Genomic DNA, 22,775 nt, shown 5'->3' on the forward strand with positions numbered 1-22,775 from the left:
ATCTACAACCGAACCTTGCATAATCGAGGGCCGCGCATAATTGCTCCCGAGCGCAGTCGGCTGGCGGGATCTGGTTCTCGATCCAGTTGTTGTCGATGGGCACGCGACCGTTACCGACGTAGTGCGTGAGCGCGGCCCAGCGCTTGAGGCTGTAGTGGATGGCGCGGGCGATGCCCGAGCCGTTGGGGACTTGGGTGCGCCGCGCGAGCAGCCAAGCGTGCAGGCGTTCGAGGATGGGGCGGGCCGCTGCCGGGCATCGATGTCGAGCTCAGCTCAGCTCGCGTTTGACACCGTAGAGTTCGCCAATGGCCTCGAGCGCCTCGCTGGCGATCTGGCTCTGGGCCGCGAGATCGAAGAACTTGCGCCGCGCGTGCGCCACGCAGCCGGCGTCCGTCACCCCTTGGGCGATCAGCGCCTTGTAGCCAGCGTAGTCGTTGCTGTGTCAGCGTGCCGCGCCACTCGCCCTGAAACGCTTGGGCATGACGGCCCGCGCGGCTGTCGGCGAAGTCGTAGACGACCGCCTTGATCGGATCAAACGCGCCGATGCTGTAGGACCACAGGTAGGCGCGGTGCGTCTTGTCCTCGCCCGGGTCACTTGCTGTGATGGCTTGTGTTTGACCTGGATTTCGATGGTCGCGCAGTTCTGCTAGACCGGGCGGCGTACCACTAAGAAGATGTCGGAGCGCCAGCGCCGAAAACATCGTCATCAACGTCGGGAACGGGCACGCACACTACTACACACTACTACTAAGCGCTTCGGACGCCGGTCGCGCGTGGCGGGCTGTAGAGTGCGTATCTGCCGCACATGACCTGTTGCTTTCGCGGTTAGGTTTTCTCGGGCCGCAGCCAGGCGAGCAGGTCTTGCGCCTGCTTCTCTGAGCCATACGTGAGGTGAAGCAGGAGCTGCACAGGCTTTGGAATGTTCCGTCCGGATTCATAACGGGACCCACCTGACTGCGTCACGCTAATGCGGCTCCAGAATTCCGATTGGTTCAGTCCGAGTTTCTTGCGATGCTCTTGAACTTCAGAACCTGTCTTGAAGCGCAGAGCGGGTTGCTTCTTAGTCTTGCCGGCTGTTGCCTTGCTATCGCTCATTCGCTCACCTCACTGATTGGGAGTCGCTTCCGACGTCACGTCCGGGGAGGAGGCTTCCAAAGCTGCGGTGTTGTCGTTGGCAGGCGCCGCTGATGCAGGGGAGGCGGTAATGGGCTTCTTGCGGCCCTTGCTTTGCGCCGCATTCTCGAGGGCGTCTAGGCTGCCGCCATTGTTCATCCATGCGTCAAACCAAGCTGGTTTGCGACCGCGGCCAGACCAGCCTTGCTCAAGATTGTTCGGATTTCTGTACTTGACTGGAAGTGGCGCATTCTTCGCAGTAGAGGTCTGCGACTTCTTGGTGGCCTTTGAGCTCCTGGCTTGTGCAGTAACTTTCGCCTCGGTGCCAAGTAGTTCCTCTAACTCCATGCCCTCTTCGCGGGCGAGCTTGCGCAGCCGCTTGAGCAGTGCGGCCTTCTTGTCGATTTCGCGCTTGGTGACTTCTTTCGAAATTCGGGCCTGCAGCTGCTTCAGCTGCGCCAGGGTGTAATCAGTCAGGTCGGTCATTCAGGGTCTCGGTTAAGCGAATATGGCACCGATGGATGATGCCATGTTGCGGCACTCAATGACGAGGATTGGGGTGGTGAGCTTCCTGCTCGAGACGCCTTACGGCCTGTGGGTGGCACAGCCGATAATCAAGGCGAAGGGGCTGAGCAAGAAGAGGCGAACAATTGGCGAAGTGATGTTCCAGCGGCTTGATGAGGCGCAAGGGCGCTTCGCAGACGTACTTCCCAAGAAGGCGGGCGGAACGCTGCACTGACGCTTTGCATTCATGTCCGACGCTCAGTGGTCTTGGCTGAGCTGGAGATAAGTCCTTACGGGGGTTTGCGGTGCCGTTGATGTAGGCTGCAGACAGTCAAGACGATCAGGAGAACGCAGATGGCCACGTTACAGCGAATGCTCGTTATCGAACTGCCCATCATTCAGGCGCCGATGGCTGTGGTGCAAGACCGCGCGCTTGGTATCGCGGTGTCGAATGCAGGTGGCCTGGGCTCGCTCCCTTGTGCGATGCTGACCGCGGATACCTTACAACTGGCAGCACCACGGCCATGCTAAATAGGCATAGCCGGATCCAGCTGGGCGCAGCGCTGTTCCGCAGTTATGCTCCTTTAAGGTGGCTGAAAAGTTATTCCGCAATTGGTCTTCGATAAGCTGGGTAAGCGTGCCCCGGAACAGATCGGTGGCCTCGATCAGGCAGTGGCGTGCGTCGAGCAGCAGCACGCAGAAGGTTTCGTGGGGCAGGTGACCCAGGCGCAGGCGCAGCCAGTCGCGCACCACCTGGGGCGAATCGAACAGGGTCTTCTCCGCCAGGGTCTCGCCGAGCGCCCGCCGTGCCAGTTCCATGACCGCCTGCAGTTGGGCATACTTCGCGAGCCCCATGCCCGGCAGGGCGGAGAAATCGGCGGCGCTGGCCGCACACAGGCGCGTCAGGCTGCCGAAGTGGGCGATCAGTTGGCGGGCAAGGTCGACCGCGGTCTGGCCAGGGATGCCTACGCGCAGGAACAGTGCAAGCAGTTCGGCGTCCGACAGCGCAGCCGCGCCGCGGGCAAGCAGTTTTTCGCGTGGGCGCTCGTCGGCGGGCCAGTCGGTGATTGCCATGCGTGGACCTATCGATGGGGTGGTGGGTGGTTCGTGACGGATCGGCCCGGTTGGTTGGCGAATGCGACATCGAGTGTCGCGATTATAAGCGAATGTCATGAGTACTCTGCAGCACCGCAAGATCGTGATTGGCGTCACGGGCGGCGTGGCCGCATACAAGTCGGCGGAACTGGTGCGTCTGCTGGTCAAGGCCGGAGCCGAGGTTCATGTCGTGCTTACGGAGGCGGGCGCACGCTTCGTTACGGCGGTGACCTTCCAGGCGCTGTCCGGCAATCCGGTCTGGACGGACCTGTGGGATGCGCGCGTGCCGAACAACATGGCGCATATCGACCTCGGGCGCGAGGCGGATGCCATCCTGGTTGCGCCGGCCACGGCCGATTTCATCGCCCGTCTAGCGCAGGGTCGTGCGGACGATCTGCTCACTACGCTTTGCCTGGCGCGGGACGTGCCGCTGATCGTCGCGCCGGCGATGAACCGGCAGATGTGGGAGGCGCCGGCCACCCGGCGCAACGTGGCGCAGGTGCTCGAGGATGGCGTCACCGTGTTCGGCCCGGCCGCGGGCGAGCAGGCCTGCGGTGAGGTCGGCATGGGGCGCATGCTGGAGCCGGAGGAACTGTTCGAGCGCCTCGAGGGCTTCTTCGTGCCCAAGCGCCTGACAGGGCGTAAGGTCGTGATCACCGCGGGGCCCACCTTTGAAGCGATCGACCCGGTCCGAGGCATCACCAACATCAGCTCGGGCAAGATGGGCTATGCGCTGGCGCGGGCGTGCGTTCAGGCGGGCGCCGAGGTGGTGCTGGTCAGCGGCCCTGTGAGCTTGCCCGTTCCTGCCGGTGTCCGTCGCGTGTCCGTGAGCGGGGCGCGCGACATGCGCGAAGCGGTTTTTGCAGCCCTGCCGGGTGCGGACGTCTTCATCGGCGTCGCGGCAGTGGCCGACTATCGGCCGCTCGAAGTCGCCGAGCACAAGATGAAAAAGAAGGACGGCATCCTGACGCTGTCGCTGACCCAGAATCCGGACATCCTGGCCGATGTGGCCGCATTGCCGGATGCGCCGTTCTGTGTCGGTTTCGCGGCGGAGAGCCAGGATCTCGACGCCTATGCTGAGGGCAAGCGGCAAAAGAAGGGCTTGCCGATGCTGGTCGGCAACCTCGTGCAGGACGGCATGGGGGCGGACGATAACGTGGTTGTGTTGTATGACGATGCGGGCCGCCATCCGCTGCCGCGCGCGCCCAAGGCCGAGGTGGCGGGCGGTATCGTGGCGCACCTGGCGACGCTGCTCGCTGCGGCGGGGCGCTAGCGCTCGTCCTTATCTCTTATTTACGAGGCAGCTGCGGGCACGCAGGGCCGGCTGAAAGTGAGGTGGAACATGCATCGTATCGACGTGAAGCTGCTTGATGAGCGCCTCAAGGCCCATCCACCCGGATACGCAACGGACGGCGCGGCCGGGCTGGATCTGCGGGCCTGCCTGCCGGGGCCGATCACGCTGCATCCGGGGGAAACGACCCTGGTGCCGAGCGGCCTCGCCATTCATCTGTCCGATCCGGGCCTTGCCGCCATGGTGCTGCCGCGCTCTGGCCTGGGGCACAAGCACGGCATCGTGCTGGGCAATCTGGTCGGGTTGATCGATTCCGACTACCAGGGCCAGATCTTCGTGTCGGTATGGAACCGGGGGCGCGCCACCTTCACCATCCAGCCGATGGAGCGGATCGCGCAACTGGTCGTGGTGCCGGTGCTGCAGGTGGGCTTCAATGTGGTCGACGAGTTCGAGGCGAGCGAGCGGGGCGCAGGCGGTTTCGGCAGCACGGGCAAGCATTGATGCGGCATCCGGGAATCCCGACCGGCGTGCATGTGGTTTGCGAGGGCGATGGGCAGGTGTTGCTTATGCGACGGGCAGGGACGGGGTTCTTCGATGGGCTTTACAGTCTTCCGGGTGGCCATGTGGAGCCGGGCGAGTCGGTGCGTGCCGCAGCGATACGCGAGTTGCGCGAAGAGACGGGGCTGGTGGTCGAGGAAGGTGACCTGGCGTGGCTCGGGGTTGTGCACCGCTTGTCCGACACCAACCGTATCGACTTCTTCTTTCGCGCGGTGCGCTGGGAGGGCAAACCCGCGATCCTCGAGCCCGGAAAGTGCGATCGCCTCGGGTGGCATGGCCGTGAGGACTTGCCGCGACCGATGGTCGGCTATGTCGAGCGCGCGCTGAACCAGAGCGTAGTGCCCTGGATGCTGGAGCTGGGCTGGGCCTGAGTGGCTCGTCGGGCGTGCGACATATTCAGCGTATTAACGCATTCTGATAATCTTTGCGCCTAACCCGGCATGCAGTCCGTGGAGATGAGGAGATGGAGGGAATGATGAGAACCTGGAAGAAGACCGCGCTTGGCGTGATGCTCGGCCTGCTTGTGCCGGCAGCGGCGCACGCGGTGGATCCGCCGAACGTCGACCTGACCCGCGCCGAGGAAATCAGCGCGGGGCGCTGTTCGCTGTGCCACGGGCCGGAGGGCGACAGCGCCTCGGCCCTGTATCCGCGTCTGGCGGGCCAGCATCACCAGTACATTGCGAAGCAGCTCGCCGACTTCCAGTCGGGGCGACGCAAGAGCGACACGATGGGCAGCATGGCTGCCGACCTCAAGCCCGAGGAGATGCTGGCGCTGGGCGTGTTCTTCGAGAAGAAGCCGACCAAGGCGCGTGACGCGCGTGACGCCGATCTGGTGGCCGTCGGTCGCTTCGTGTTCCATCGGGGCAACGAGTTCTCGGGTGTCGCGGCCTGTTCCTCCTGTCATGGCGAACGCGGGCTCGGGACCGAGCAGCTGCCGCGACTCGCGGGCCAGGTGCCGAAGTACATCGAGGTGCAGCTGAAGTCCTTCGAGCAGCGAGAGCGCACCAACGACAACGCCATCATGCATTCGATTGCGTCGAAGCTGACCGAGCTTGAGGTGAAGGCGGTGGCGGCCTACATCAGCACGCTTGATTGAGCGTTGCGAGGCGTCAGCGCGCCTGCCGCAGTCAACGAAAACGGGGCCGTTCGGCCCCGTTTTCGTTGATGTTGCGCGAAGTGCTCAGGCCAGCATGTCGGCCCAGATGTTCTTCGCCCAGGCCAGGGCTGCCTTGCCCTCGAGCTCGTTGGCGGCCATCGACACGCCGCCCGCGCCCTGCACCGGCATCGGCTGCTTCTTCTCGGCGTCGTACTGGTGCACTGAAGCCACGTGGATGACGTTCTTGCTGTCGACGAAGCTGTAGCAGGTGTTCATTACCACCGGCGTCGGGTTCGGGGCCAGGCCCTCGAACAGGTTCAGGATGGCCGCGGCGGCCACCTTGCCGTGCTGGTTGGCCATGTGACCGGACTTGGGCATTGTCGGAGCCGGGAACAGCGCGTCGCCGATCACGTGCACGCCCGGCACGCCCTTGGCTTCCAGCGTCAGCCAGTCGACATCCACCCAACGGTCGTTGATCAACGGCAGGCCTGCCTTCATCGCGATGTTGCCGGCGCGCATTGGCGGGATGACGTTGAGCACGTCAGCCTTGATCTTGTCGAACTCCAGTTCGGCGGTGCGCGACGCTGCATCCACGCCGCGCAGTTCGCTGTTGGGGACGTACTCGATCATGCCCTTGTAGCTCTCGAAGGCCTTGGTAAACAGCGCCTTCTTCGACTGGATTTCGCCGTTGGCGTCGAGCACCAGCACCTTGGACTTCGGCTTCGCCTGGCGCAGGTAGTTGGCGACGACGCAGGCGCGCTCGTACGGTCCCGGCGGGCAGCGGTAGGGCACCTTGGGAATGTGCAGGGCGAACACGCCACCATCGGTCATGTCCTGCAACTGCTTGCGCAACAGCACGGTCTGCGGGCCGGCCTTCCAGGCGTGGGGTACACGTTCCTCGTTGCCATCCAGTCCGGCGACGGCGTTCGGGATGAAATCGATACCGGGCGACAGCACGAGACGGTCATAGCCGACGGTGCCGTGCTTCGCCGTGGTCACGGTGCGCTTCGCCGAGTCGACGGCGGTGACTTCGTCGGTGATCAGCTTGACGCCCCACTTCGACTTCAGGTTGTCGTAGCTGACGGTGATGTCCTCCATCTGCTTGATGCCGCCGATCACCAGGTTGGAGATCGGGCACGAGATGAAGGTGGGGTTGCGCTCGATGAGCGTGACGTCGACGGCGCCCTTGCTCCACATGCGCAGATACTTGGCCGTCGTTGCGCCACCGTAGCCGCCGCCGACGATGACGACATGGCCCCGGGCCTTGCCGCCGACCGTCGCGCAGGCGGAAAGCCCGGCGAGCGTGGTGCTGCCTGCCGCCGCGACACCGGCGGTCTTCAGAAAATCGCGTCTGGTGAACATCGTTCGGTCTCCCCCTTATTTCTGCGCCGCGAACCAGGCGGTGATGAGCTTGAGCTGATCGTCGGAATAGCCCTTGACGATCTGATGCATGATCGTCGCCGGCTTGTCGCCCGACTTGAAGTCCATCAGCTTCTGCATCAGTTTTTCTTGGGTTTCACCGGCCAGCGAGTCCATGCCGCCAACGCTGTGACCATTGGTGCCATGACAGTTGGAGCAGGTTGCTGCCAGGTTGCGGGCCAGGTTCGGGTCCTGTGCATGCGCGAGTGCGCTGAGCCCGGCGAGGCCGAGCATGGCCAGGGCGTGCTTGAGATTCACGTCGTCGTCCCTCCGATTCTTGTGTGGATCCGATGAGCGTCGGGGTGGCGAGGGCCGTCCGGCGCTGTCTCCGGCGCTGATTCTGGCCGGCGGATCGAAGTATAGCGGCATGGATGGCGGGGTACGCCAGCCCTTTTTAACGGTGTTCGTGTCGGATCGCGGGATGCTGCAGCGCAAGAATATTAGTTGTTGACGATATGAGCATATGGTTATAGATTTGACGCAGATCAAAAATGCACCCATAAGCGAGGCTGATGTGGAAGAGCTGGATAAGGTGTTCGAGAGCGTCGCCGAATACTTCAGCCTGCTGTCCGAACCCTCGCGACTGAAGATCATGCATTGCCTGTGCAACGGCGAGCGTTCGGTCAATGAGGTGGTGGAAGCTGCGGGGCTGACGCAGGCGAACGCCTCGCGCCACCTGAACCTGCTGTACCGGTCCGGCGTGGTCGGGCGCCGCCGTGAGGGCAGCCAGGTCTTCTACCGCCTGATCGACCCGAATTTCACCGACCTGTGCCGCACGGTGTGCGTCGGCATCGCATCGCGCGGCGAGGTGCAGCCCAACGCACCGCGACGCGAAACCCTGCTGCAACTCGAGCACGACCTGAAGCTCGAGCGCTGAGTACCAAGTATTCGTCTCAACTTACACACACAACCAGAAACGAGGGGAGTGTACGCATGGCAAACATCGATACCCGGCCTGGCCGGGTCAGGCCTGCGCCGGAAAATTTCCTGACCGATGAGCAGATCGCCGCGGTCAAGGATGGTCGGCGCGACTTCCTGCGAAAGGCATTCGTGACGGCGTCGGCCGCGATGGCGGTGCCCGCCGTGGCGCGCGCTGCCGGCGAAGGCGATCCCGCCATCCTGAATCTGCCGCCGTGGAGCACGTCGCTGGGTCAGCCCGTTGCCGCCAACCCGTATGGCATGCCGTCGAAGTACGAGCGCGGCTTGCAGCGCCGTGAAAGCCCGGGCCTGACCCGCGTCGGCGGTTCGTCCGTGGCCTTCACGCCGCTGCAAGGCCTGTTCGGCATCATCACGCCGTCGGGCCTGCACTTCGAGCGCCATCACCAGGGCTGGCACGACGTCGACCCGTCGAAGCACCGCCTGATGATCAACGGCCTGGTCAAGACCAATGCGGTCTTCACGATGGACGACATCATGCGACTGCCTTCGGTGTCGCGCATCCACTTCATCGAATGCGGTGCCAACACCGGCATGGAGTGGGGCAACGTCGCGGTGCCGACCGTGCAGTACTCGCACGGCATGATCTCCTGTTCCGAGTTCACCGGCGTGCCCCTGAAGGAAATCCTCGACATGTGCGGGGCCGACTACAAGAAGGGCCGCTTCGTGCTGGCCGAAGGCGCCGACGGCTCGTCGATGACCCGCACCATCCCGATGGAACTGATCGAGTCGGGCGAGGTGCTGGTGGCCTACGGCATGAACGGCGAGATGCTGCGTCCCGAGAACGGCTACCCGCTGCGCCTGGTGGTGCCGGGCGTGCAGGGCGTGAGCTGGGTGAAGTGGCTGCGCCGCATCGAGGTCGGCGATAAGCCCTGGGCGACCAAGGACGAGGCGGTGCATTACGTCGACCTCATGCCCGATGGCCTGCACCGCCAGTACACCTCGATCCAGGAGTGCAAGTCGGTCATCACCACCCCGTCGGGCGGCCAGCTGCTGCTCGACAAGGGCTTCTACAACATCTCGGGCATGGCGTGGTCGGGCCGCGGCAAGGTCACCCGCGTCGATGTGTCCACCGACGGCGGCATCAACTGGCGCCAGGCGCGCCTGGAGACGCCGGTGCTGTCGAAGGCGGTCACCCGCTTCAACATCGACTGGGTGTGGGACGGCAAGCCCGCGATCCTGCAGTCGCGTGCGGCCGACGAAACCGGCTACGTCCAGCCGAGCTATGGCCAGCTGCGCAAGGTGCGCGGCACCAAGTCCATCTATCACAACAACGCCATCCAGTCCTGGAAGGTGGTCGAGTCCGGGGAGGTGAGCAATGTCCAGGTTCTCTAAGACGCTGATTGCGCTGCTCGTCGCCGGCGCGGCGACCTCGGCGATGGCCTTCGATCGCTACCAGGGCATCGGTCGTCCGGCCACCACGGCCGAAGTGAAGGCGTGGGACATCGATGTGCGCCCCGATTTCGTCGGACTGCCCAAGGGGTCGGGCAATGTCGACCGCGGCATCGAGCTGTGGGAAACCCACTGCGCCAGCTGTCACGGCGTGTTCGGCGAGTCCAACGAGGTGTTCACGCCCATCGTCGGCGGCACGACGCTGAAGGACATCGAAACCGGCCGTGTCGAGGCGCTGGTGACCGGTTCGTCGCCGCAGCGCACTACGCTGATGAAGGTGCCGACCGTGTCGACGCTGTTCGACTATATCCAGCGCGCGATGCCCTGGACCGCGCCGAAGTCGCTGTCGCCGGACGATGTCTACGCGATCCTCGCCTACCTGCTCAACCTGGGTGAAATCGTGCCGGCCGACTACGTGCTGAGCGACGAGAACATCCGCGAAGTGCAGGAGCGCATGCCCAACCGCAACGGCATGACGACCGACCACGGTATGTGGCCCGGTGCGTCGGCCGCGAAGGGCGGCATCGGCAACGGTGGCAAACCGGACGTCAAGAACGTCGCGTGCATGAAGGACTGCAAGAAGGAAGTCGAGATCGTTTCCGCGCTGCCCGATTACGCCCAGGACGCCCACGGCAACCTCGCCGAGCAGAACCGCCCGGTGGGTCAGACGCGCGGCAAGCAGACCGGTGCGCCGAGCGAGCCGGCCGGTGACGGCAAGCAGTCGGCCGCCGCGGCGACGCTGGCGCTGGCCAACGAGAAGGGCTGCATGGCCTGCCATGGCGTGGCGAACAAGATAATCGGCCCCGGGTACAATGAGATTGCTCAAAAGTATCAAGGCCAGGCAGATGCCGAAGCGAAATTGATCGCCAAGGTCAAGAACGGCGGCCAGGGCACGTGGGGCGCCATTCCGATGCCGCCTCAGGGGCATGTCGCGGACGAGGACATCAAGCGACTCGTCGAGTGGATTCTGGAAGGCGCGAAAGCGCAGTAACACCTCTACAAGGAGAGACGGGATGAATCATCAACGCAGGGATACCCTGAAAGCGGGTAGCGGTCTGGGCGTGTTCGGGCTGCTGGTCGCGGCCGGCATGATCAAGCCGGAACTGGCACAGGCGGCCTGGAACAAGGAAGCCTTCGAGGCCAAGACGCTGGACGCGGCCTTCGGCGTCATCGGCGCCGGCAAGCCGGCCGAGAGCGGCGACGTGGTCATCACCGCGCCCGACATCGCCGAGAACGGCGCGGTCGTGCCGGTTGGCGTGGTCAGCAACATTCCCAAGACCGAATACGTCGCGATCATGATCGAGAAGAACCCGAACATGCTCGCCGCGAGCTTCACCATCCCGGAAGGCACCGTCGCCGACGTGCAGACGCGCGTGAAGATGGGCCAGACGTCCGACGTGTATGCCGTGGTCAAGGCCGACGGCAAGTTCTACATGTCGAAGAAGGAAGTCAAGGTCACCCTCGGCGGCTGCGGCGGCTGATCAACGAACAGGTTCAGGAGAGAGAACGATATGGCAAGCCCGATGCGTATTCGCGCCGCCGCCAAGGATGGCGTCACCGAAGTTCGCGTGCTGATGTCGCACGTCATGGAAACCGGCCAGCGCAAGGATTCGTCCGGCGCCGTGATCCCGGCCCACTTCATCACCGAGCTGACCGCCAAGCACAACGACAAGGTCGTGCTGAGCGCCGAGTTCGGTCCGTCCGTGTCCACCAACCCCTACCTCGCTTTCAAGTTCAACGGCGGGGCCAAGGGTGACAAGGTCGCCGTGACCTGGGTCGACAACAAGGGCGAGACGCGTACCGACGAAGTACAGGTCGCCTGATATCCTTGCGGCCCGCGATATGACGATCGCGGGCCGGCACCACAGGACAGGGAGTCACGTGCCGGCAGGCATTACAAACCTGGCAACGGGGTCCCGAGCCCCGGAGGAGAGACAATGAGAAAGCAGCTCAAGGCGATTGCCGTGAGCGTCGGTGTTGCTCTTGCAGCCCCGGTGTTCGCGCAGGAAGAACTGAATTTCGACGCCTACCGCGAGATGCTGGCGGACGGTAACCCGGCAGAGCTCTACGAGATGGAAGGGGAAGAGCTGTGGCGGACCGCGCGCGGTCCCAGGAACGCCACGCTCGAGCAGTGCGACCTCGGCCTGGGGGCGGGGGTGGTTGCGGGCGCTGCGGCGCAACTGCCGCGCTTCTTCAAGGATACGGGCAAGGTGCAGGATCTCGAGTCGCGCCTGATGCACTGTATGGAAACGCTGCAGGGCATCCCGTCCGAGGAAATCGTCAAGGGCAAGTTCCGCCAGGGAGAGCGCGCGAAGATGGCGGCACTGGTGGCCTACGTGGTCACGCACTCGAAGGGCGAGAAGATTGCCGTCGACCTCTCGCATCCCAAGATGAAGGAAATGTACGAGTTGGGCGAGCGGGCGTTCTATTACCGCACCGGCGCCATGGATTTCTCCTGCGCGTCGTGCCACAGCCAGGACGACAAGCGCATCCGTGCCACGCAACTGCCCAACATCACCAAGCCGGAAGGTGCAGCGGCAGGCTGGGGTTCGTGGCCGGCCTATCGCGTCTCGAACTCGCAGTTCTGGACCATGCAGCATCGCCTGTGGGACTGCTTCCGCCAGCAACGCACGGCCGAGCCGATTTTCGCCTCGGATGTGACCATCGCGTTGTCGGTGTTCATGGCAGGCAAGGGCAACGGTGCCGAGGCCCAGTGGCCGGGCGTGAAGCGCTAAGGGAGCGGACAACATGAAGAAACTGTTCATTGCTGCGCCGCTGGCGCTGTGTGCATCGGTCGCCATCGCCGACGACCTTCAGGCGAAGGTCGAGGACATGATGCTGAAGTCGTTCCAGGCCAACGGTATCGCCAGCCTCGATCGCCAGAAGCAGGATGCCGTGCAGAAGGCCTGCTCGAGCGCGACGCAGCCCGATGCCGACACCATGAAGCGCCTCGAGGCTGCCGAACTAGCCACGATCCAGTGGCCGAGCGACGGCAACTACACCGGTGGCGACTGGAAGGAAGGGCAGAAGATCGCGGCCAGCGGTCGCGGTCTGACCTGGACCGACAAGACGCCCGACAACAATGGTGGCGGCTGCTACAACTGCCACGCGATGGACCCGAAGGAAGTCTCCGAAGGCACCATCGGCCCGAGCCTGGAAGGCTACGCCAAGCTGCGCGGCAACTCGGAAGAGGTCGTGAAGTACACCTGGGGCAAGCTGTGGAACTCCAAGGCCTACAACGCGTGCAGCGACATGCCGCGCAACGGCTACGGCGGCATCCTCACCGAAGCCCAGATTCGCCACGTGATGGCCTACCTGTTCGACCCGGCTTCGCCGGTCAACCAGTAAGCGCCGTTCGCGAGCGGTACGGAGCAGGGCCCGCGGCCTCGGCCCCGGGCCCTTTTTTTGCCTCGAGCAAGGCGCGCGACAAGGCATGCGCGGTTGGCTCGCTAACTCCAAAAGGAATCATCCATGTCGATGAATCGTCGTGAATTCATGCAGATGCTTGCGGTCGCCGCAGCCGGCGGCATGACGCTGCACTCGAGCTTCGCGCGCGCCGAGAAGGCGGCTGAGGCGTTGTACGACATGCCGAAGTTCGGCAACGTCAGTCTGCTGCACATGACCGACTGCCATGCGCAGCTGCTGCCGATCTATTTCCGCGAACCCAACGTCAATCTCGGCGTCGGCGGCATGGTGGGGAATGCACCGCACATCGTCGGCGAACGCTTCCTGAAGCACTTCGGCATCAAGCCCGGCAGCATCGAGGCGCATGCCTTCACTTATCTCGATTTCGTCGAGGCGGCGCGCACCTACGGCAAGGTCGGCGGCTTCGCCCACCTGTCCACGCTGGTCAAGAAGATGAAGGCCAACCGCCCCGGTGCGCTGCTGCTCGACGGCGGCGACACCTGGCAGGGCTCGGGCACCGCGCTGTGGACCAACGCCCAGGATATGGTCGATGCCTGCAAGCTGCTCGGTGTGGACGTGATGACCCTGCACTGGGAGTCGACCTATGGTGCCGATCGCGTCAAGGAGATCGAGGAGAAGGACTTTGCGGGCAAGATCGACATCGTCGCCCAGAACGTGAAGACCACCGACTTCGAGGACCCGGTTTTCAAGCCCTACGTCATCAAGAACATCAATGGCGTGCCGGTGGCCATCGTTGGCCAGGCTTTCCCCTACACGCCGATCGCCAACCCGCGCTGGCAGACACCGGACTGGAGCTTCGGCATCCAGGAGCAGGGCATGCAGGAGGCGGTGGACGCCGCCCGTGCCGAGGGCGCGCAGGTCGTGGTCGTGCTGTCGCACAACGGCATGGACGTCGACCTCAAGCTCGCCAGCCGCGTCACCGGCATCGACGCGATCTTCGGCGGCCACACGCACGACGGAATGCCCGCGCCGACCGTGGTCGAGAACGCCGGCGGCAAGACGCTGGTGACCAACGCCGGCTCCAACGGCAAGTTCCTCGGCGTCATGGACTTCGACGTCAAGAACGGCAAGGTCGTCGATTTCCGCTACAAGCTGCTGCCGGTGTTCGCCAACCTGCTGCCGGCCGACCCCGAGATGGCCGCCTTCATCGACAAGACGCGCGCGCCCTTCCTCGAGAAGCTTACCGAGAAGCTCGCCGTCACCGAAGGCATGCTGTACCGCCGTGGCAACTTCAACGGCTCGTGGGACCAGCTCATCGTCGATGCACTGATCGCAGAGAAAGACGCCGAACTGGCGTTCTCGCCCGGCTTCCGCTGGGGTACCTCGCTGTTGCCGGGCGACACGATCACCATGGAGCACCTGCTCGACCAGACGGCGATCACCTACCCCTGGACCACGCTCACCGAGATGAGCGGCGAGATGATCAAGACCGTGCTCGAGGACGTGGCCGACAACCTGTTCAATCCCGACCCCTACTATCAGCAGGGCGGCGACATGGTGCGCGTGGGCGGCCTGCAGTACACCTGCGACCCCAACGCCGCGATGGGCAAGCGCATCGACAACATGATGCTCAAGGGCAAGCGCATCGAGCCGAGCAAGACCTACAAGGTTGCCGGCTGGGCGCCGGTGTCGGAGGAGGCGAAGGATTCGGGCCCCGCCGTGTGGGACGTCGTCGCCAACTACCTGCGCGGGCAGAAGGTGATCACCCAGCGCGCACTGAACCTGCCGACCCTGAAGGGTATGGACGGCAATCCGGGTGTCGCTGTCTGACGCGGCACCAGGCGCCCGTCAGTTCCCCGCCAGCGCCCCGCCAGGCCTCGTGCCGGCGGGGCGCTGGCGTTTACCGCATGGCATTCAGGGAACGTTACGTGCTGTAAGCAATAAGTAAGTTCGATCTACCTATAATCCGCCTGCAGTAATAGGAGTCGGCTGCTCCCGGCCGGTTTCGCAGTGAAGCAAGCAAAACTTTTAAAGAGGAGACGTGATGGAACATAACGGCAAGACGTACTGGGGAACCGTACTGAGCCTGCTGACCAAGATCCTGATCATCTGGTTCCTGGTCTCGTTCGGCGCAGGCATTCTGTTCGCCCCGGCACTCAACAGCATCTCGTTGGGTGGCTACCCGCTCGGTTTCTGGTTCGCTCACCAGGGATCGATCTACATCTTCATCGCACTGATCTTCTACTACGCGAAGAAGATGGGTGACATCGACCGTCAGTTCGACGTTCACGAAGAATAATCAGGGGAGACACATGGATCTTCAAACAATCACCTACCTGGTGGTCGGCGCATCCTTCGCGCTGTACATCGGTATCGCCATCTGGGCGCGTGCCGGCAGCACCAGCGAGTTCTACGCCGCGGGCGGCAGCGTCCACCCGGTGACCAACGGCATGGCAACCGCCGCTGACTGGATGTCGGCTGCGTCCTTCATCTCCATGGCCGGCCTCATCGCCAACATGGGTTACGGTGGCGGCCTGTTCCTGATGGGCTGGACCGGTGGCTACGTTCTGCTGGCGATGCTGCTGGCGCCGTACCTGCGCAAGTTCGGCAAGTTCACCGTGCCGCAGTTCATCGGTGACCGCTTCTACTCGAAGACGGCCTCCACCGTGGCGGTGATCTGCCTGCTGGTCGCGTCGCTGACCTACATCATCGGCCAGATGACCGGCGTTGGTGTGGCGTTCTCGCGCTTCCTCGGTGTCTCGAGCGAGGCGGGCATCTACATCGGTATGGCGATCGTGTTCATGTACGCGGTGTTCGGCGGCATGAAGGGCATCACCTACACCCAGGTGGCGCAGTACATCGTGCTGATCTCGGCGTACATCGTGCCGGCGATCTTCATCTCGCTGCAGCTCACCGGTAACCCGCTCCCGCAGTTGGGCCTCGGTTCGAACATCGCTGGCACCGATACCTCGCTGCTGAGCAAGCTCGACATGATCGTCACGGATCTCGGCTTCAGCGAGTACACCACCGCACTGCCGGGCAGCACCCTCAACTACTTCGTCTACACCATGTCGCTGATGATCGGTACCGCGGGTCTGCCGCACGTCATCATGCGATTCTTCACCGTCCCGACGGTGAAGGATGCGCGTAGCTCGGCGGGTTGGGCGCTGGTCTTCATCGCCCTGCTGTACACCACCGCCCCGGCTGTTGCTGCCATGGCCAAGCTGAACCTGCACGCCACGGTCAACAACGCGGTCGGTCTCGAGACCACTGCCGCCGGCAACCTGGTCGTCAATCCGGAGCGTGTCAAGGCCAATGCCGATGTGTACGCCGCCGATGCCAGCCTGGTCTACGAGCAGCGTCCGGAATGGATGAAGCGCTGGGAAAAGACCGGCTTGCTGAAGTTCGAGGACAAGAACGGCGACGGTCGCATCCAGTACTACAACGACGCGACCAAGAACGCCGATGCCAAGGCCAAGGCCGAAGCGGCTGGCTGGAAGGGCAACGAGCTGACGGTGAACGCCGACATCATGGTGATGGCGAACCCGGAAATCGCGCTGCTGCCGAACTGGGTGATCGCGCTGGTTGCCGCGGGTGGTCTGGCTGCCGCACTGTCGACCGCTGCCGGTCTGCTGATGGCGATCTCGTCCGCGGTGTCGCATGACCTGGTGAAGGGCGTGTTCAACCCGAACATCAGCGAGAAGAACGAGCTGATGGCCGGCAAGGTCTCGATGGCGGTCGCCATCGTGATCGCAGGCTGGCTGGGTCTGAACCCCCCGGGCTTCGCGGCCGGTACGGTTGCGCTGGCCTTCGGTATCGCGGCCTCCTCGCTGTTCCCGGCGATCATGATGGGCATCTTCTCCAAGAAGATGAACAAGGAAGGTGCGATCGCGGGCATGCTGGCCGGCCTGTTTGTCACCCTGTTCTACGTGTTCGCACACAAGGGCATCTTCTTCATCAAGGGCACCGACTTCGTCAATCTGATTGGCGGCCCGAACAGCTTCTTCGGCATCACGCCGGAAGCCTTCGGTGCGATCGGCGCGCTGGTGAACTTCATCGTCGCCTTCGCCGTCGATAAGGTCACGAAGGAACCGCCGGAGCACATCCAGCACATGGTCGAAGCCGTGCGTATCCCGCGTGGTTCCAAGGCTGTGGATGGCGCCCACTAATCCGGGCTTGCAGTAAGCACGGCATGGCGCTCCGGCGCCGTGCCGAAGAAGGACCCCGCTCGCTTCGCTGGCGGGGTCTTTTGTTTTGTGGCACCTTGCGCGCCTGCCGCTCAAGCGGCGTGTCGCGCACCGATGGAGTAGCTCATGGTTTTCGATGTCAGCGTTGCCCTCAATTGGATCCTCTTCCTCGCCCTGTTTCCGATCACCTTTTTCTGGCTGAGAAGGGCTTGGCGCATCATGGTCAAGCGCGATTTCTCGGAGGTGGCGCTCAAGCGCGGCGAATCGCCGCCGAATCCGGCCCGCTATGCACCTTTCGCGGCGGCGATCAACCTGATCGGGGGCGGCATCATCGCTTTCGTGATCTTCGGCATCCTGACCGCCCGCTTCGACTTCGATACCTGGAGTGCGATCGCCGGGTCGACGATCTGGATGAAGTTCATCCTCGACTTTGCACTCAGTCGCCAGGCGCATCCGATGGTGCTGAAAAAGCGCGGTAAGCAGGAAAAGCCCGCAGGGGATGCGGGCAAGTAAACGGCAGCGCGAGCTGTGCCGGCGCGAGGCCGGTCAGTGGCGCTCGCCCAAGCCGTAGCGTTTGTCCAGGCGGTTCATCGCGATCACGTAGACAACGATGATCATGAGGTAAACCACCAGCGCTCCCTGGGCGAAGATGTAGAAACCGAGCGGAAAACCCAGGAACGTGACGTCATTGAGTTCGTCCGCGAAGTAGCCGGCAACGAACGTGACGCTGAACCACACGGCCAGTAGCCCGAGGGTCAGCAGCAGAGTACGGCGCCAGTAGGCGCGTTGTGCAGCGGTCAGTGGTGTCGACATGTCCGTGGCTGTCCCGCCGGAACTGCCGGCGGGACCTTCAGAGGTTCAAGCGCTTCCGTTGCCTGTTTCACCATGGGCCCGCGCGAGCTGCGTCTGGGTGTCGGCCGGGGCGGGTTCATAGCCGCCGGCGCTGAGCATGAACTCGCTCTCGCCCGCGCAGATCGCCTTCAGCCGGCTCTCGAAACCATCCAGGCTTGCCATGGGCACTCGCGCCGAGATCAGCGTCCAGCCCGCCGTCGGGCTGTCGGTGCTGGTCAGGCGGCCGCGACGCCCGGCAAGTTCGGCGCTGACGTCGCCGAACAGGGCGTCGGCCACCTTCACCTGCACGTCGAGCAGAGGCTCAAGTACCTGCGGACGGGCCGCCAGCACGGCTTCGATCAGGGCGTGGCGTGCGGCGGTCACGAAGGATACCTCGTTCGAGTCGACGGCGTGATGCTTGCCGTCGGTGACGACCACACGCAGATCCTGCAGCGGGAAGCCGGCGAACGCGCCTTCGGCCAGCGCCTGGCGCACGCCCTTTTCCACCGCAGGCATGAAGTTGGTCGGAATCGCACCGCCCTTGACCTCGTCTGCCAGTACGACGCCCGCGCCACGCTCGAGCGGTTCGACCCGTAGTGCCACCTCGCCGAACTGGCCAGCGCCACCGCTCTGCTTCTTGTGGCGGTAGCGTGCCTCGGCGACCACGGTGATGGTCTCGCGGTAGGGAATGCTCGGCGGCGCGGTGTCGAGTTGCAGGTTCCAGCGCGCCGACAGCTCGTCGAGCACGATCTTGAGGTGCTGTTCGCCCAGGCCGCGCACCACGGTGCGGCGGTTGCGATGGTCGAACGTCACTTCAAGGCAGGGGTCCTCGTCGGTGAGGCGCGCCAGCGCCTCGGACAGCTTCTGCTCGTCGGCCGGTTTACGCGTCATCAGCGCCAAGCCGAATACCGGCTGCGGGTACGGGGTGGGCGCGAGGTGGAAGAAGTCTTCGTCGTGCGAATCGTGCAGCACGGCGTCGCGTGCAAGGTCGTCCACGCGTGCGATTGCGCACAGGTCGCCGGGTACGGCCAGCGCGGTCTCGACCGCGGTCTTGCCCTGCATGCGCAGCAGGTGCGCGACCTTGAAGGCCTTGCGACCGTCGCCGATGAAGAGCTGCGAGTTCGGCGTGACGCTGCCCTGGTGGATGCGGAACAGGCCCAGCTTGCCGCGATAGGGATCGTTGGCGATCTGGAACACGTGAGCCACGACGTGGCGATCCGAGGCAAGTTCGACGGCGACCGGCTTGGCCGCGGCGCCTTCGCCCTTGAGGAATACCGGCGGGTTGCCTTCAGTGGGGTCGGGTGCGAGCTTGCCGAGGATGTCGAGCAGTTCGCGGATGCCGGCGCCGCTGCGCGCGGAGACGAAACACACAGGCACCAGGTGGCCCTCGCGCAGGGCCTGCTCGAACGGTGCGTGCAACTGCTCGGGGTCCAGCGATTCGCCCTGCTCGAGGTACTTCGCCATCAGGTCCTCATCGAGCTCGACGATCTGGTCGACGATCGCATCGTGCGCCGCGCCGACGCTCGAGAAGGCAGTGGCAGCGTCGTTCCGAGGCGCAAAGAAGCAGTCGATGACTCGGCTGCCGTCTGCCGAGGGCAGGTTGATCGGCAGGCACTCGCGGCCGAACTCGGCAACGATCGTGTCCATCAGCGCGCCGAAGTCGATGCCGTTGGCGTCGATCTTGTTGACCACGATCATGCGGCACTTGCCCTGTGCGGCGCCCATCATGCGGCGGGCCAGGCTCTCGACGCCGGCTGCAGCGTTGATCACCACGGCCGCGGTGTCGACGGCCGGCAACGCGACCAGCGCACGGCCGGCCAGGTCAGGCAGGCCCGGGGTGTCGAGCAGGTTGATCCAGTGGCCCGCCCACTCCAGGTGCACCAGCGAAGCGTGCAGCGAGTGGCCCATCGCCTTTTCCTGGGGGTCGAAGTCCGAGACCGTATCGCCGCGTTCGACGCTGCCTGCGGCGCCGATCTCGCCAGCGGCCGCGAGCAGGGATTCGACGAGGGTGGTCTTGCCGCTGCCGGCGTGGCCGAACAGCGCCAGGTTGCGGATGTCGTGAACCGAGCTGGGTGTCATCTTGCGCCTCCCGTCTTATGGAATGGGCTCAAGTTTCCGCCTGCCGCGCGCGCAAGGCAATGCGGCAGGTCAACTCGGCTGTGCCGCCGCGAGAACGCTCATGCGCTGCGCAGGCGGGCCATGCGGGTCAGCAGGATCGCGCTCAGTGGCAGCAGCAGCCCGAGCAGCGTCACCGTGATCAGCAGCGCACCGAGTTCGCTGTAGTCGGCGGGCGTGGTGACCACACCGGTGGCGGCGTCCTTGATCTCGCGTGCGATCGTGTAGAGCTGGTTCAGGTACTTGGTGCCGAGCTGCGAGGCCGATAGCGCGAGGTTGGTGAAGGAGGCCATCACCGCGAAGAAGGTCGCCTTGAGGTGGGGCGGCGCGGAATTTGCGATCCAGGCCAGCATCGGCACCATCGATACCTGGCCGAGGGGGGATTCGAGCGCGGTGTTGGCGATGGCGATGAAGCGTGCGTCCACCACGCCGCCGGTGTGCGCGGCCGTCCATTCGTGCAGGCCGTGGAACATGCCGATGATCGGCAGCGACAGCAGCGTCGAGGCGATGGTGAGGAAGATCACGATGTCGACGATCGACTTCTCGGCCATGAAGCGCCGGAACAGGAACAGGCCGGCCAGCGTCAGCGTGCTGGTGATGAGGTCCAGCCGCGACAGGAAGCTCTGGTCGAAGCCGAGTTCGTCGATCATCCACCAGCTCGCACCGGCGCCCGGGCCGGGCAGGGCGCGGAAGGCGAAGATAATGATGACGGTGCCGAGCAGGGTGCGCGCAGCCTCGGGCGAGAGTTCGCGCAGCAGGCGCGTGATCATGAAACCGATGATCGCGAATGAGGTGGCGAAGATGACTTCCTGGCCGTACCTGAAACCCGAGAGGCCGATGCCGATGGTGAGCGCCACGAACACCGCGCTGCCGCCGAGAATCCACCAGTTCGGCGGCGTCCTCTCTTCCGGATCGTGCAGCAGGCGATCGATCTCGGCGCGGCTTCGGCCGAGCGCAGCGAGCCGCTTCGCCTCGCGTCGCTTGAGCAAGCCGGCGAGCAGCACGCCGCTAACCGACAGCAGCGGGATGACCAGCGCTAGTTCGTAGATGCGCAGGTAGATCGCGACCTTGTCTGCCTCGGGCAGGGTCTCCGAGCCCTGGAACATGGCCACGTTGGCCAGCGAGACCAGCACCGTGCCGCCGATGATGGCGACGCGACCGAGCATCTGCATGGTGGTGTGCATCAGGCGGATGGTCTCGGGCGGGATCGGTTCGCCGCGCGCGTCGAACCGTGGCACCGCCTCCACCGTCATGGCGTCGGCCACCGCGTCCTGCATCACGTAGCCCACCGGCGACAGCAGCACCGACAGCACGAACCAGGCCTCGATCGGCATCACCGCGCGCATCGCGTCCGGGCTGCCGATGAGGCCGATCATGATCAGCAGGCTGGCGGCGATCAGCGACGCACCCAGATAGACCAGCCCGGCCTTGTGCCGCCACATCAGGTCGACCAGGTGGCCGATCGGCATCTTCAGCGCCCACGGGATACCCGCCCAGAAGCCGAGCGCGGCGAGAAAGGCCGCGGACAGGCCGAGATAGTCCTTGACGAAGAAGGTGCCGACGATACCCGTCAGGCCCGAGACGCCGGCCGCGCAATACACCATCAGCGGCGGCAGGTAGGAGAGCCGCATCTCGCGGCCGAGTTCCAGGATGTTGCGGTCGATCCAGCGGTGAAGGGCAGTCAGCACGCGTGATTCCTCTGCATCGTTGGGTTGCGGACCCGGGTGGCTGCTGCGGCCGGGTGAGCGCTCAGCGACCGAACAGCCGTTCCAGCCAAGGCATGATCCAAGGCAGGGACAGCGCCGTCAGCAGTCCGTTCAGCCCCATCGCGAGCGCGGCGAAGGCCCCGGCCTGCTCGCTGACCTGGAAGGCGCGTGCAGTGCCGATGCCGTGCGAGGCGAGGCCGATGGCGAAGCCGCGGATGGCGTGGTCGCCGATGCGCAGCCAGCGGTACAGGTAGGGTGCGCCGATGGCGCCGAGCACGCCGGTCAGCATCACCATGGCGGCCGCAAGCGCCGGCAGGCCGCCGAGCGGCTCGGCCACCGCCATTGCGATCGGCATGGTGACGCTCTTGGGCGCGAGCGACATCAGCGAGGGCTGGCTGGCGCCGAGCAGCGCGCCGATGCCGTAGGCCGACAGGGCGGCAGTCAGGGAGCCGATCACCAGCGCGATCATCAGCGGGCCGGCCATCGCCTTCAGTTTGGGCCACTGCGCATAGAGCGGGATCGCCAGGGCCACCGTCGCCGGGCCAAGCAGGAAATGCACGAACTGCGCGCCATCGAAGTAGGTCCGGTAGTCCATGTCGCTCAGCGCCAGCACCGTCGCCACCATCGCGATGGCGAGCATCACCGGATTGGCGAGCGGGTGGAAGCCGGCGCGCTTGTACAGCCAGAACGCGGCCTGGTAGGCCACCAGCGTCAGTGTCAGGCCCAGCAGCGGCGAGGCCGACAGGTAAACCCAGAGTTCGGTCAGGCGCGGCGTCATGGCTGGGCTCCCTCGTCGGCCTTGCGCCGCTTGACCAGGGCGTTGAGCACCAGCGCGGTGACGACGATGGCGAGGAAGGTGCTGCCGACCAGCGCGGCGGCCAGCGGCAGCCATTCGGCGGCGATCAGTTCGCCATACAGCACGATGCCGGTGCCGGCGGGGATGAACAGCAGGGACAGGTGCTGCAGCAGGTTGCCGGCGGTCTGGCGCAGGTTGTCGGAGGGGCCGCCGCGCAGCAGGAGGGCAAGGAACAGCAGCGCCATGCCGATCACCGGACCGGGCACCGGCAGGCCGAGCCCGCGCGCGATGACTTCGCCAGCGAGCTGGAACACGAGCAGCAGGGTCAGGGCAGCGATCATGGCATCAGCGCAGGAGTCGGAGAGGGCCG

General features: G+C 64.6%; 26 protein-coding genes and 3 pseudogenes. 17 read left to right on the plus strand and 12 right to left on the minus strand.

Going from position 1 to position 22,775, the window contains the following annotated elements:
• From CGK74_RS19425 to CGK74_RS17615, 4 genes and pseudogenes are all read right to left on the minus strand, one after another.
• A pseudogene (locus CGK74_RS19425) lies at nt 1-424 on the minus strand (IS66 family transposase); the annotation flags it as partial.
• 28 nt (nt 425-452) lie between these two features.
• A pseudogene (locus tag CGK74_RS19530) lies at nt 453-707 on the minus strand (IS66 family transposase); the annotation flags it as partial.
• A gap of 118 nt (nt 708-825) precedes the next feature.
• Entirely contained in the window at nt 826-1,095 is a 270-nt protein-coding gene (locus CGK74_RS17610) for a helix-turn-helix domain-containing protein (RefSeq protein ID WP_165770109.1), read from the minus strand.
• A 9-nt stretch (nt 1,096-1,104) separates the two neighbouring features.
• Complete coding sequence (locus CGK74_RS17615; protein WP_094269693.1) at nt 1,105-1,599, minus strand: H-NS histone family protein; 495 nt, start codon at nt 1,597-1,599, stop codon at nt 1,105-1,107.
• Between the two features lie 76 nt (nt 1,600-1,675).
• Between CGK74_RS17615 and CGK74_RS18985 the strand changes: the two genes are divergently transcribed.
• Nucleotides 1,676-1,852 (plus strand): hypothetical protein, encoded by a 177-nt coding sequence (locus tag CGK74_RS18985; protein ID WP_165770110.1) that lies wholly within the window; start codon nt 1,676-1,678, stop codon nt 1,850-1,852.
• A 173-nt stretch (nt 1,853-2,025) separates the two neighbouring features.
• Nucleotides 2,026-2,148, plus strand: a complete 123-nt coding sequence (locus CGK74_RS19535; protein ID WP_420823186.1) for a hypothetical protein — start codon at nt 2,026-2,028, stop codon at nt 2,146-2,148.
• Nucleotides 2,149-2,244: 96 nt separating this feature from the next.
• Here CGK74_RS19535 and CGK74_RS17630 read toward each other — a convergent pair.
• Nucleotides 2,245-2,691 (minus strand): annotated as a pseudogene (locus tag CGK74_RS17630) (UPF0758 domain-containing protein); the annotation flags it as partial.
• Between the two features lie 97 nt (nt 2,692-2,788).
• Here CGK74_RS17630 and coaBC point away from each other — a divergent pair.
• The 4 genes from coaBC to CGK74_RS17650 all read left to right on the plus strand — a co-directional run bounded on the left by coaBC (nt 2,789) and on the right by CGK74_RS17650 (nt 5,657).
• A complete protein-coding gene (gene coaBC / locus CGK74_RS17635) occupies nt 2,789-3,985 on the plus strand; it encodes a bifunctional phosphopantothenoylcysteine decarboxylase/phosphopantothenate--cysteine ligase CoaBC (protein WP_094269696.1) in 1,197 nt (398 codons plus the stop codon).
• 69 nt (nt 3,986-4,054) lie between these two features.
• On the plus strand, nt 4,055-4,504 hold the full coding sequence (gene dut, locus CGK74_RS17640) for a dUTP diphosphatase (RefSeq protein ID WP_094269697.1): 450 nt from the start codon (nt 4,055-4,057) through the stop codon (nt 4,502-4,504).
• The gene (locus tag CGK74_RS17645; protein ID WP_094269698.1) at nt 4,504-4,932 is read left to right on the plus strand and encodes an NUDIX domain-containing protein; all 429 of its coding nucleotides are present in this window, start codon (nt 4,504-4,506) and stop codon (nt 4,930-4,932) included. Before dut ends, CGK74_RS17645 begins: the two co-directional genes overlap by 1 nt.
• A gap of 101 nt (nt 4,933-5,033) precedes the next feature.
• On the plus strand, nt 5,034-5,657 hold the full coding sequence (locus tag CGK74_RS17650; protein ID WP_240498775.1) for a c-type cytochrome: 624 nt from the start codon (nt 5,034-5,036) through the stop codon (nt 5,655-5,657).
• 84 nt (nt 5,658-5,741) lie between these two features.
• On the opposite strand, the gene CGK74_RS17655 is transcribed toward CGK74_RS17650, so the two are convergent.
• Both CGK74_RS17655 and CGK74_RS17660 read right to left on the minus strand, forming a co-directional pair.
• Complete coding sequence (locus tag CGK74_RS17655) at nt 5,742-7,019, minus strand: FCSD flavin-binding domain-containing protein (protein WP_094269699.1); 1,278 nt, start codon at nt 7,017-7,019, stop codon at nt 5,742-5,744.
• Nucleotides 7,020-7,034: 15 nt separating this feature from the next.
• Nucleotides 7,035-7,334 (minus strand): c-type cytochrome, encoded by a 300-nt coding sequence (locus CGK74_RS17660; RefSeq protein ID WP_094269700.1) that lies wholly within the window; start codon nt 7,332-7,334, stop codon nt 7,035-7,037.
• A gap of 256 nt (nt 7,335-7,590) precedes the next feature.
• Between CGK74_RS17660 and CGK74_RS17665 the strand changes: the two genes are divergently transcribed.
• The 11 genes from CGK74_RS17665 (at nt 7,591) to CGK74_RS17715 (ending at nt 17,470) form a co-directional block, all read left to right on the plus strand.
• Nucleotides 7,591-7,953 carry an ArsR/SmtB family transcription factor gene (locus CGK74_RS17665; protein ID WP_206186287.1) on the plus strand — a complete coding sequence of 121 codons (363 nt, stop codon included), beginning with the start codon at nt 7,591-7,593 and terminating at the stop codon, nt 7,951-7,953.
• Between the two features lie 56 nt (nt 7,954-8,009).
• Nucleotides 8,010-9,347, plus strand: coding sequence for a sulfite dehydrogenase (gene soxC, locus CGK74_RS17670; protein ID WP_094269702.1), 1,338 nt, complete (start codon nt 8,010-8,012; stop codon nt 9,345-9,347).
• Nucleotides 9,331-10,395, plus strand: coding sequence for a c-type cytochrome (locus CGK74_RS17675; protein ID WP_094269703.1), 1,065 nt, complete (start codon nt 9,331-9,333; stop codon nt 10,393-10,395). Before soxC ends, CGK74_RS17675 begins: the two co-directional genes overlap by 17 nt.
• 22 nt (nt 10,396-10,417) lie before the next feature.
• The gene (gene soxY / locus CGK74_RS17680) at nt 10,418-10,885 is read left to right on the plus strand and encodes a thiosulfate oxidation carrier protein SoxY (protein ID WP_094269704.1); all 468 of its coding nucleotides are present in this window, start codon (nt 10,418-10,420) and stop codon (nt 10,883-10,885) included.
• A 30-nt stretch (nt 10,886-10,915) separates the two neighbouring features.
• Complete coding sequence (gene soxZ, locus CGK74_RS17685; protein WP_094269705.1) at nt 10,916-11,227, plus strand: thiosulfate oxidation carrier complex protein SoxZ; 312 nt, start codon at nt 10,916-10,918, stop codon at nt 11,225-11,227.
• A 114-nt stretch (nt 11,228-11,341) separates the two neighbouring features.
• Nucleotides 11,342-12,139 (plus strand): sulfur oxidation c-type cytochrome SoxA, encoded by a 798-nt coding sequence (soxA, locus tag CGK74_RS17690; protein ID WP_094269706.1) that lies wholly within the window; start codon nt 11,342-11,344, stop codon nt 12,137-12,139.
• A 13-nt stretch (nt 12,140-12,152) separates the two neighbouring features.
• Nucleotides 12,153-12,752 (plus strand): sulfur oxidation c-type cytochrome SoxX, encoded by a 600-nt coding sequence (gene soxX / locus CGK74_RS17695; RefSeq protein WP_094269707.1) that lies wholly within the window; start codon nt 12,153-12,155, stop codon nt 12,750-12,752.
• Between the two features lie 129 nt (nt 12,753-12,881).
• Nucleotides 12,882-14,600, plus strand: a complete 1,719-nt coding sequence (gene soxB, locus CGK74_RS17700) for a thiosulfohydrolase SoxB (protein ID WP_240498776.1) — start codon at nt 12,882-12,884, stop codon at nt 14,598-14,600.
• 214 nt (nt 14,601-14,814) lie between these two features.
• Nucleotides 14,815-15,069, plus strand: coding sequence for a DUF4212 domain-containing protein (locus tag CGK74_RS17705; RefSeq protein WP_004258774.1), 255 nt, complete (start codon nt 14,815-14,817; stop codon nt 15,067-15,069).
• 13 nt (nt 15,070-15,082) lie between these two features.
• Nucleotides 15,083-16,939 (plus strand): sodium:solute symporter family protein, encoded by a 1,857-nt coding sequence (locus CGK74_RS17710; protein ID WP_094269709.1) that lies wholly within the window; start codon nt 15,083-15,085, stop codon nt 16,937-16,939.
• 144 nt (nt 16,940-17,083) lie between these two features.
• Complete coding sequence (locus CGK74_RS17715; RefSeq protein WP_094269710.1) at nt 17,084-17,470, plus strand: hypothetical protein; 387 nt, start codon at nt 17,084-17,086, stop codon at nt 17,468-17,470.
• 33 nt (nt 17,471-17,503) lie between these two features.
• Here CGK74_RS17715 and CGK74_RS17720 read toward each other — a convergent pair whose 3' ends face one another.
• The 5 genes from CGK74_RS17720 to CGK74_RS17740 form a co-directional block, all read right to left on the minus strand.
• A complete protein-coding gene (locus tag CGK74_RS17720) occupies nt 17,504-17,770 on the minus strand; it encodes a DUF4212 domain-containing protein (RefSeq protein WP_094269711.1) in 267 nt (88 codons plus the stop codon).
• Nucleotides 17,771-17,815: 45 nt separating this feature from the next.
• Entirely contained in the window at nt 17,816-19,867 is a 2,052-nt protein-coding gene (gene fusA, locus CGK74_RS17725; RefSeq protein WP_094269712.1) for an elongation factor G, read from the minus strand.
• Between the two features lie 98 nt (nt 19,868-19,965).
• Nucleotides 19,966-21,591: an MFS transporter gene (locus CGK74_RS17730; RefSeq protein WP_094269713.1), complete on the minus strand. Its 1,626-nt coding sequence runs from the start codon at nt 21,589-21,591 to the stop codon at nt 19,966-19,968.
• Nucleotides 21,592-21,652: 61 nt separating this feature from the next.
• Nucleotides 21,653-22,387, minus strand: a complete 735-nt coding sequence (locus tag CGK74_RS17735) for an LrgB family protein (RefSeq protein ID WP_094269714.1) — start codon at nt 22,385-22,387, stop codon at nt 21,653-21,655.
• The gene (locus CGK74_RS17740; RefSeq protein WP_094269715.1) at nt 22,384-22,746 is read right to left on the minus strand and encodes a CidA/LrgA family protein; all 363 of its coding nucleotides are present in this window, start codon (nt 22,744-22,746) and stop codon (nt 22,384-22,386) included. Before CGK74_RS17740 ends, CGK74_RS17735 begins: the two co-directional genes overlap by 4 nt.
• Nucleotides 22,747-22,775 lie beyond the last annotated feature (29 nt).

It is taken from the genome of Thauera propionica, assembly GCF_002245655.1.
GTDB lineage: Bacteria > Pseudomonadota > Gammaproteobacteria > Burkholderiales > Rhodocyclaceae > Thauera > Thauera propionica.

Bases quoted from the DNA above. Each gene is read 5' to 3' on its own strand.
- CGK74_RS17735 (WP_094269714.1), bottom strand. From the start codon at position 22,387: ATGACGCCGCGCCTGACCGAACTCTGGGTTTACCTGTCGGCCTCGCCG.
- fusA (WP_094269712.1), bottom strand. From the start codon at position 19,867: ATGACACCCAGCTCGGTTCACGACATCCGCAACCTGGCGCTGTTCGGC.
- CGK74_RS17615 (WP_094269693.1), bottom strand. From the start codon at position 1,599: ATGACCGACCTGACTGATTACACCCTGGCGCAGCTGAAGCAGCTGCAG.
- soxX (WP_094269707.1), top strand. From the start codon at position 12,153: ATGAAGAAACTGTTCATTGCTGCGCCGCTGGCGCTGTGTGCATCGGTC.
- soxA (WP_094269706.1), top strand. From the start codon at position 11,342: ATGAGAAAGCAGCTCAAGGCGATTGCCGTGAGCGTCGGTGTTGCTCTT.
- soxB (WP_240498776.1), top strand. From the start codon at position 12,882: ATGAATCGTCGTGAATTCATGCAGATGCTTGCGGTCGCCGCAGCCGGC.
- coaBC (WP_094269696.1), top strand. From the start codon at position 2,789: ATGAGTACTCTGCAGCACCGCAAGATCGTGATTGGCGTCACGGGCGGC.
- CGK74_RS17715 (WP_094269710.1), top strand. From the start codon at position 17,084: ATGGTTTTCGATGTCAGCGTTGCCCTCAATTGGATCCTCTTCCTCGCC.
- soxZ (WP_094269705.1), top strand. From the start codon at position 10,916: ATGGCAAGCCCGATGCGTATTCGCGCCGCCGCCAAGGATGGCGTCACC.
- dut (WP_094269697.1), top strand. From the start codon at position 4,055: ATGCATCGTATCGACGTGAAGCTGCTTGATGAGCGCCTCAAGGCCCAT.
- CGK74_RS17710 (WP_094269709.1), top strand. From the start codon at position 15,083: ATGGATCTTCAAACAATCACCTACCTGGTGGTCGGCGCATCCTTCGCG.
- soxY (WP_094269704.1), top strand. From the start codon at position 10,418: ATGAATCATCAACGCAGGGATACCCTGAAAGCGGGTAGCGGTCTGGGC.
- CGK74_RS17740 (WP_094269715.1), bottom strand. From the start codon at position 22,746: ATGATCGCTGCCCTGACCCTGCTGCTCGTGTTCCAGCTCGCTGGCGAA.
- CGK74_RS17705 (WP_004258774.1), top strand. From the start codon at position 14,815: ATGGAACATAACGGCAAGACGTACTGGGGAACCGTACTGAGCCTGCTG.
- CGK74_RS17720 (WP_094269711.1), bottom strand. From the start codon at position 17,770: ATGTCGACACCACTGACCGCTGCACAACGCGCCTACTGGCGCCGTACT.
- CGK74_RS19535 (WP_420823186.1), top strand. From the start codon at position 2,026: ATGGCTGTGGTGCAAGACCGCGCGCTTGGTATCGCGGTGTCGAATGCA.
- CGK74_RS17645 (WP_094269698.1), top strand. From the start codon at position 4,504: ATGCGGCATCCGGGAATCCCGACCGGCGTGCATGTGGTTTGCGAGGGC.
- CGK74_RS17610 (WP_165770109.1), bottom strand. From the start codon at position 1,095: ATGAGCGATAGCAAGGCAACAGCCGGCAAGACTAAGAAGCAACCCGCT.
- CGK74_RS17655 (WP_094269699.1), bottom strand. From the start codon at position 7,019: ATGTTCACCAGACGCGATTTTCTGAAGACCGCCGGTGTCGCGGCGGCA.
- soxC (WP_094269702.1), top strand. From the start codon at position 8,010: ATGGCAAACATCGATACCCGGCCTGGCCGGGTCAGGCCTGCGCCGGAA.
- CGK74_RS17650 (WP_240498775.1), top strand. From the start codon at position 5,034: ATGATGAGAACCTGGAAGAAGACCGCGCTTGGCGTGATGCTCGGCCTG.
- CGK74_RS17675 (WP_094269703.1), top strand. From the start codon at position 9,331: ATGTCCAGGTTCTCTAAGACGCTGATTGCGCTGCTCGTCGCCGGCGCG.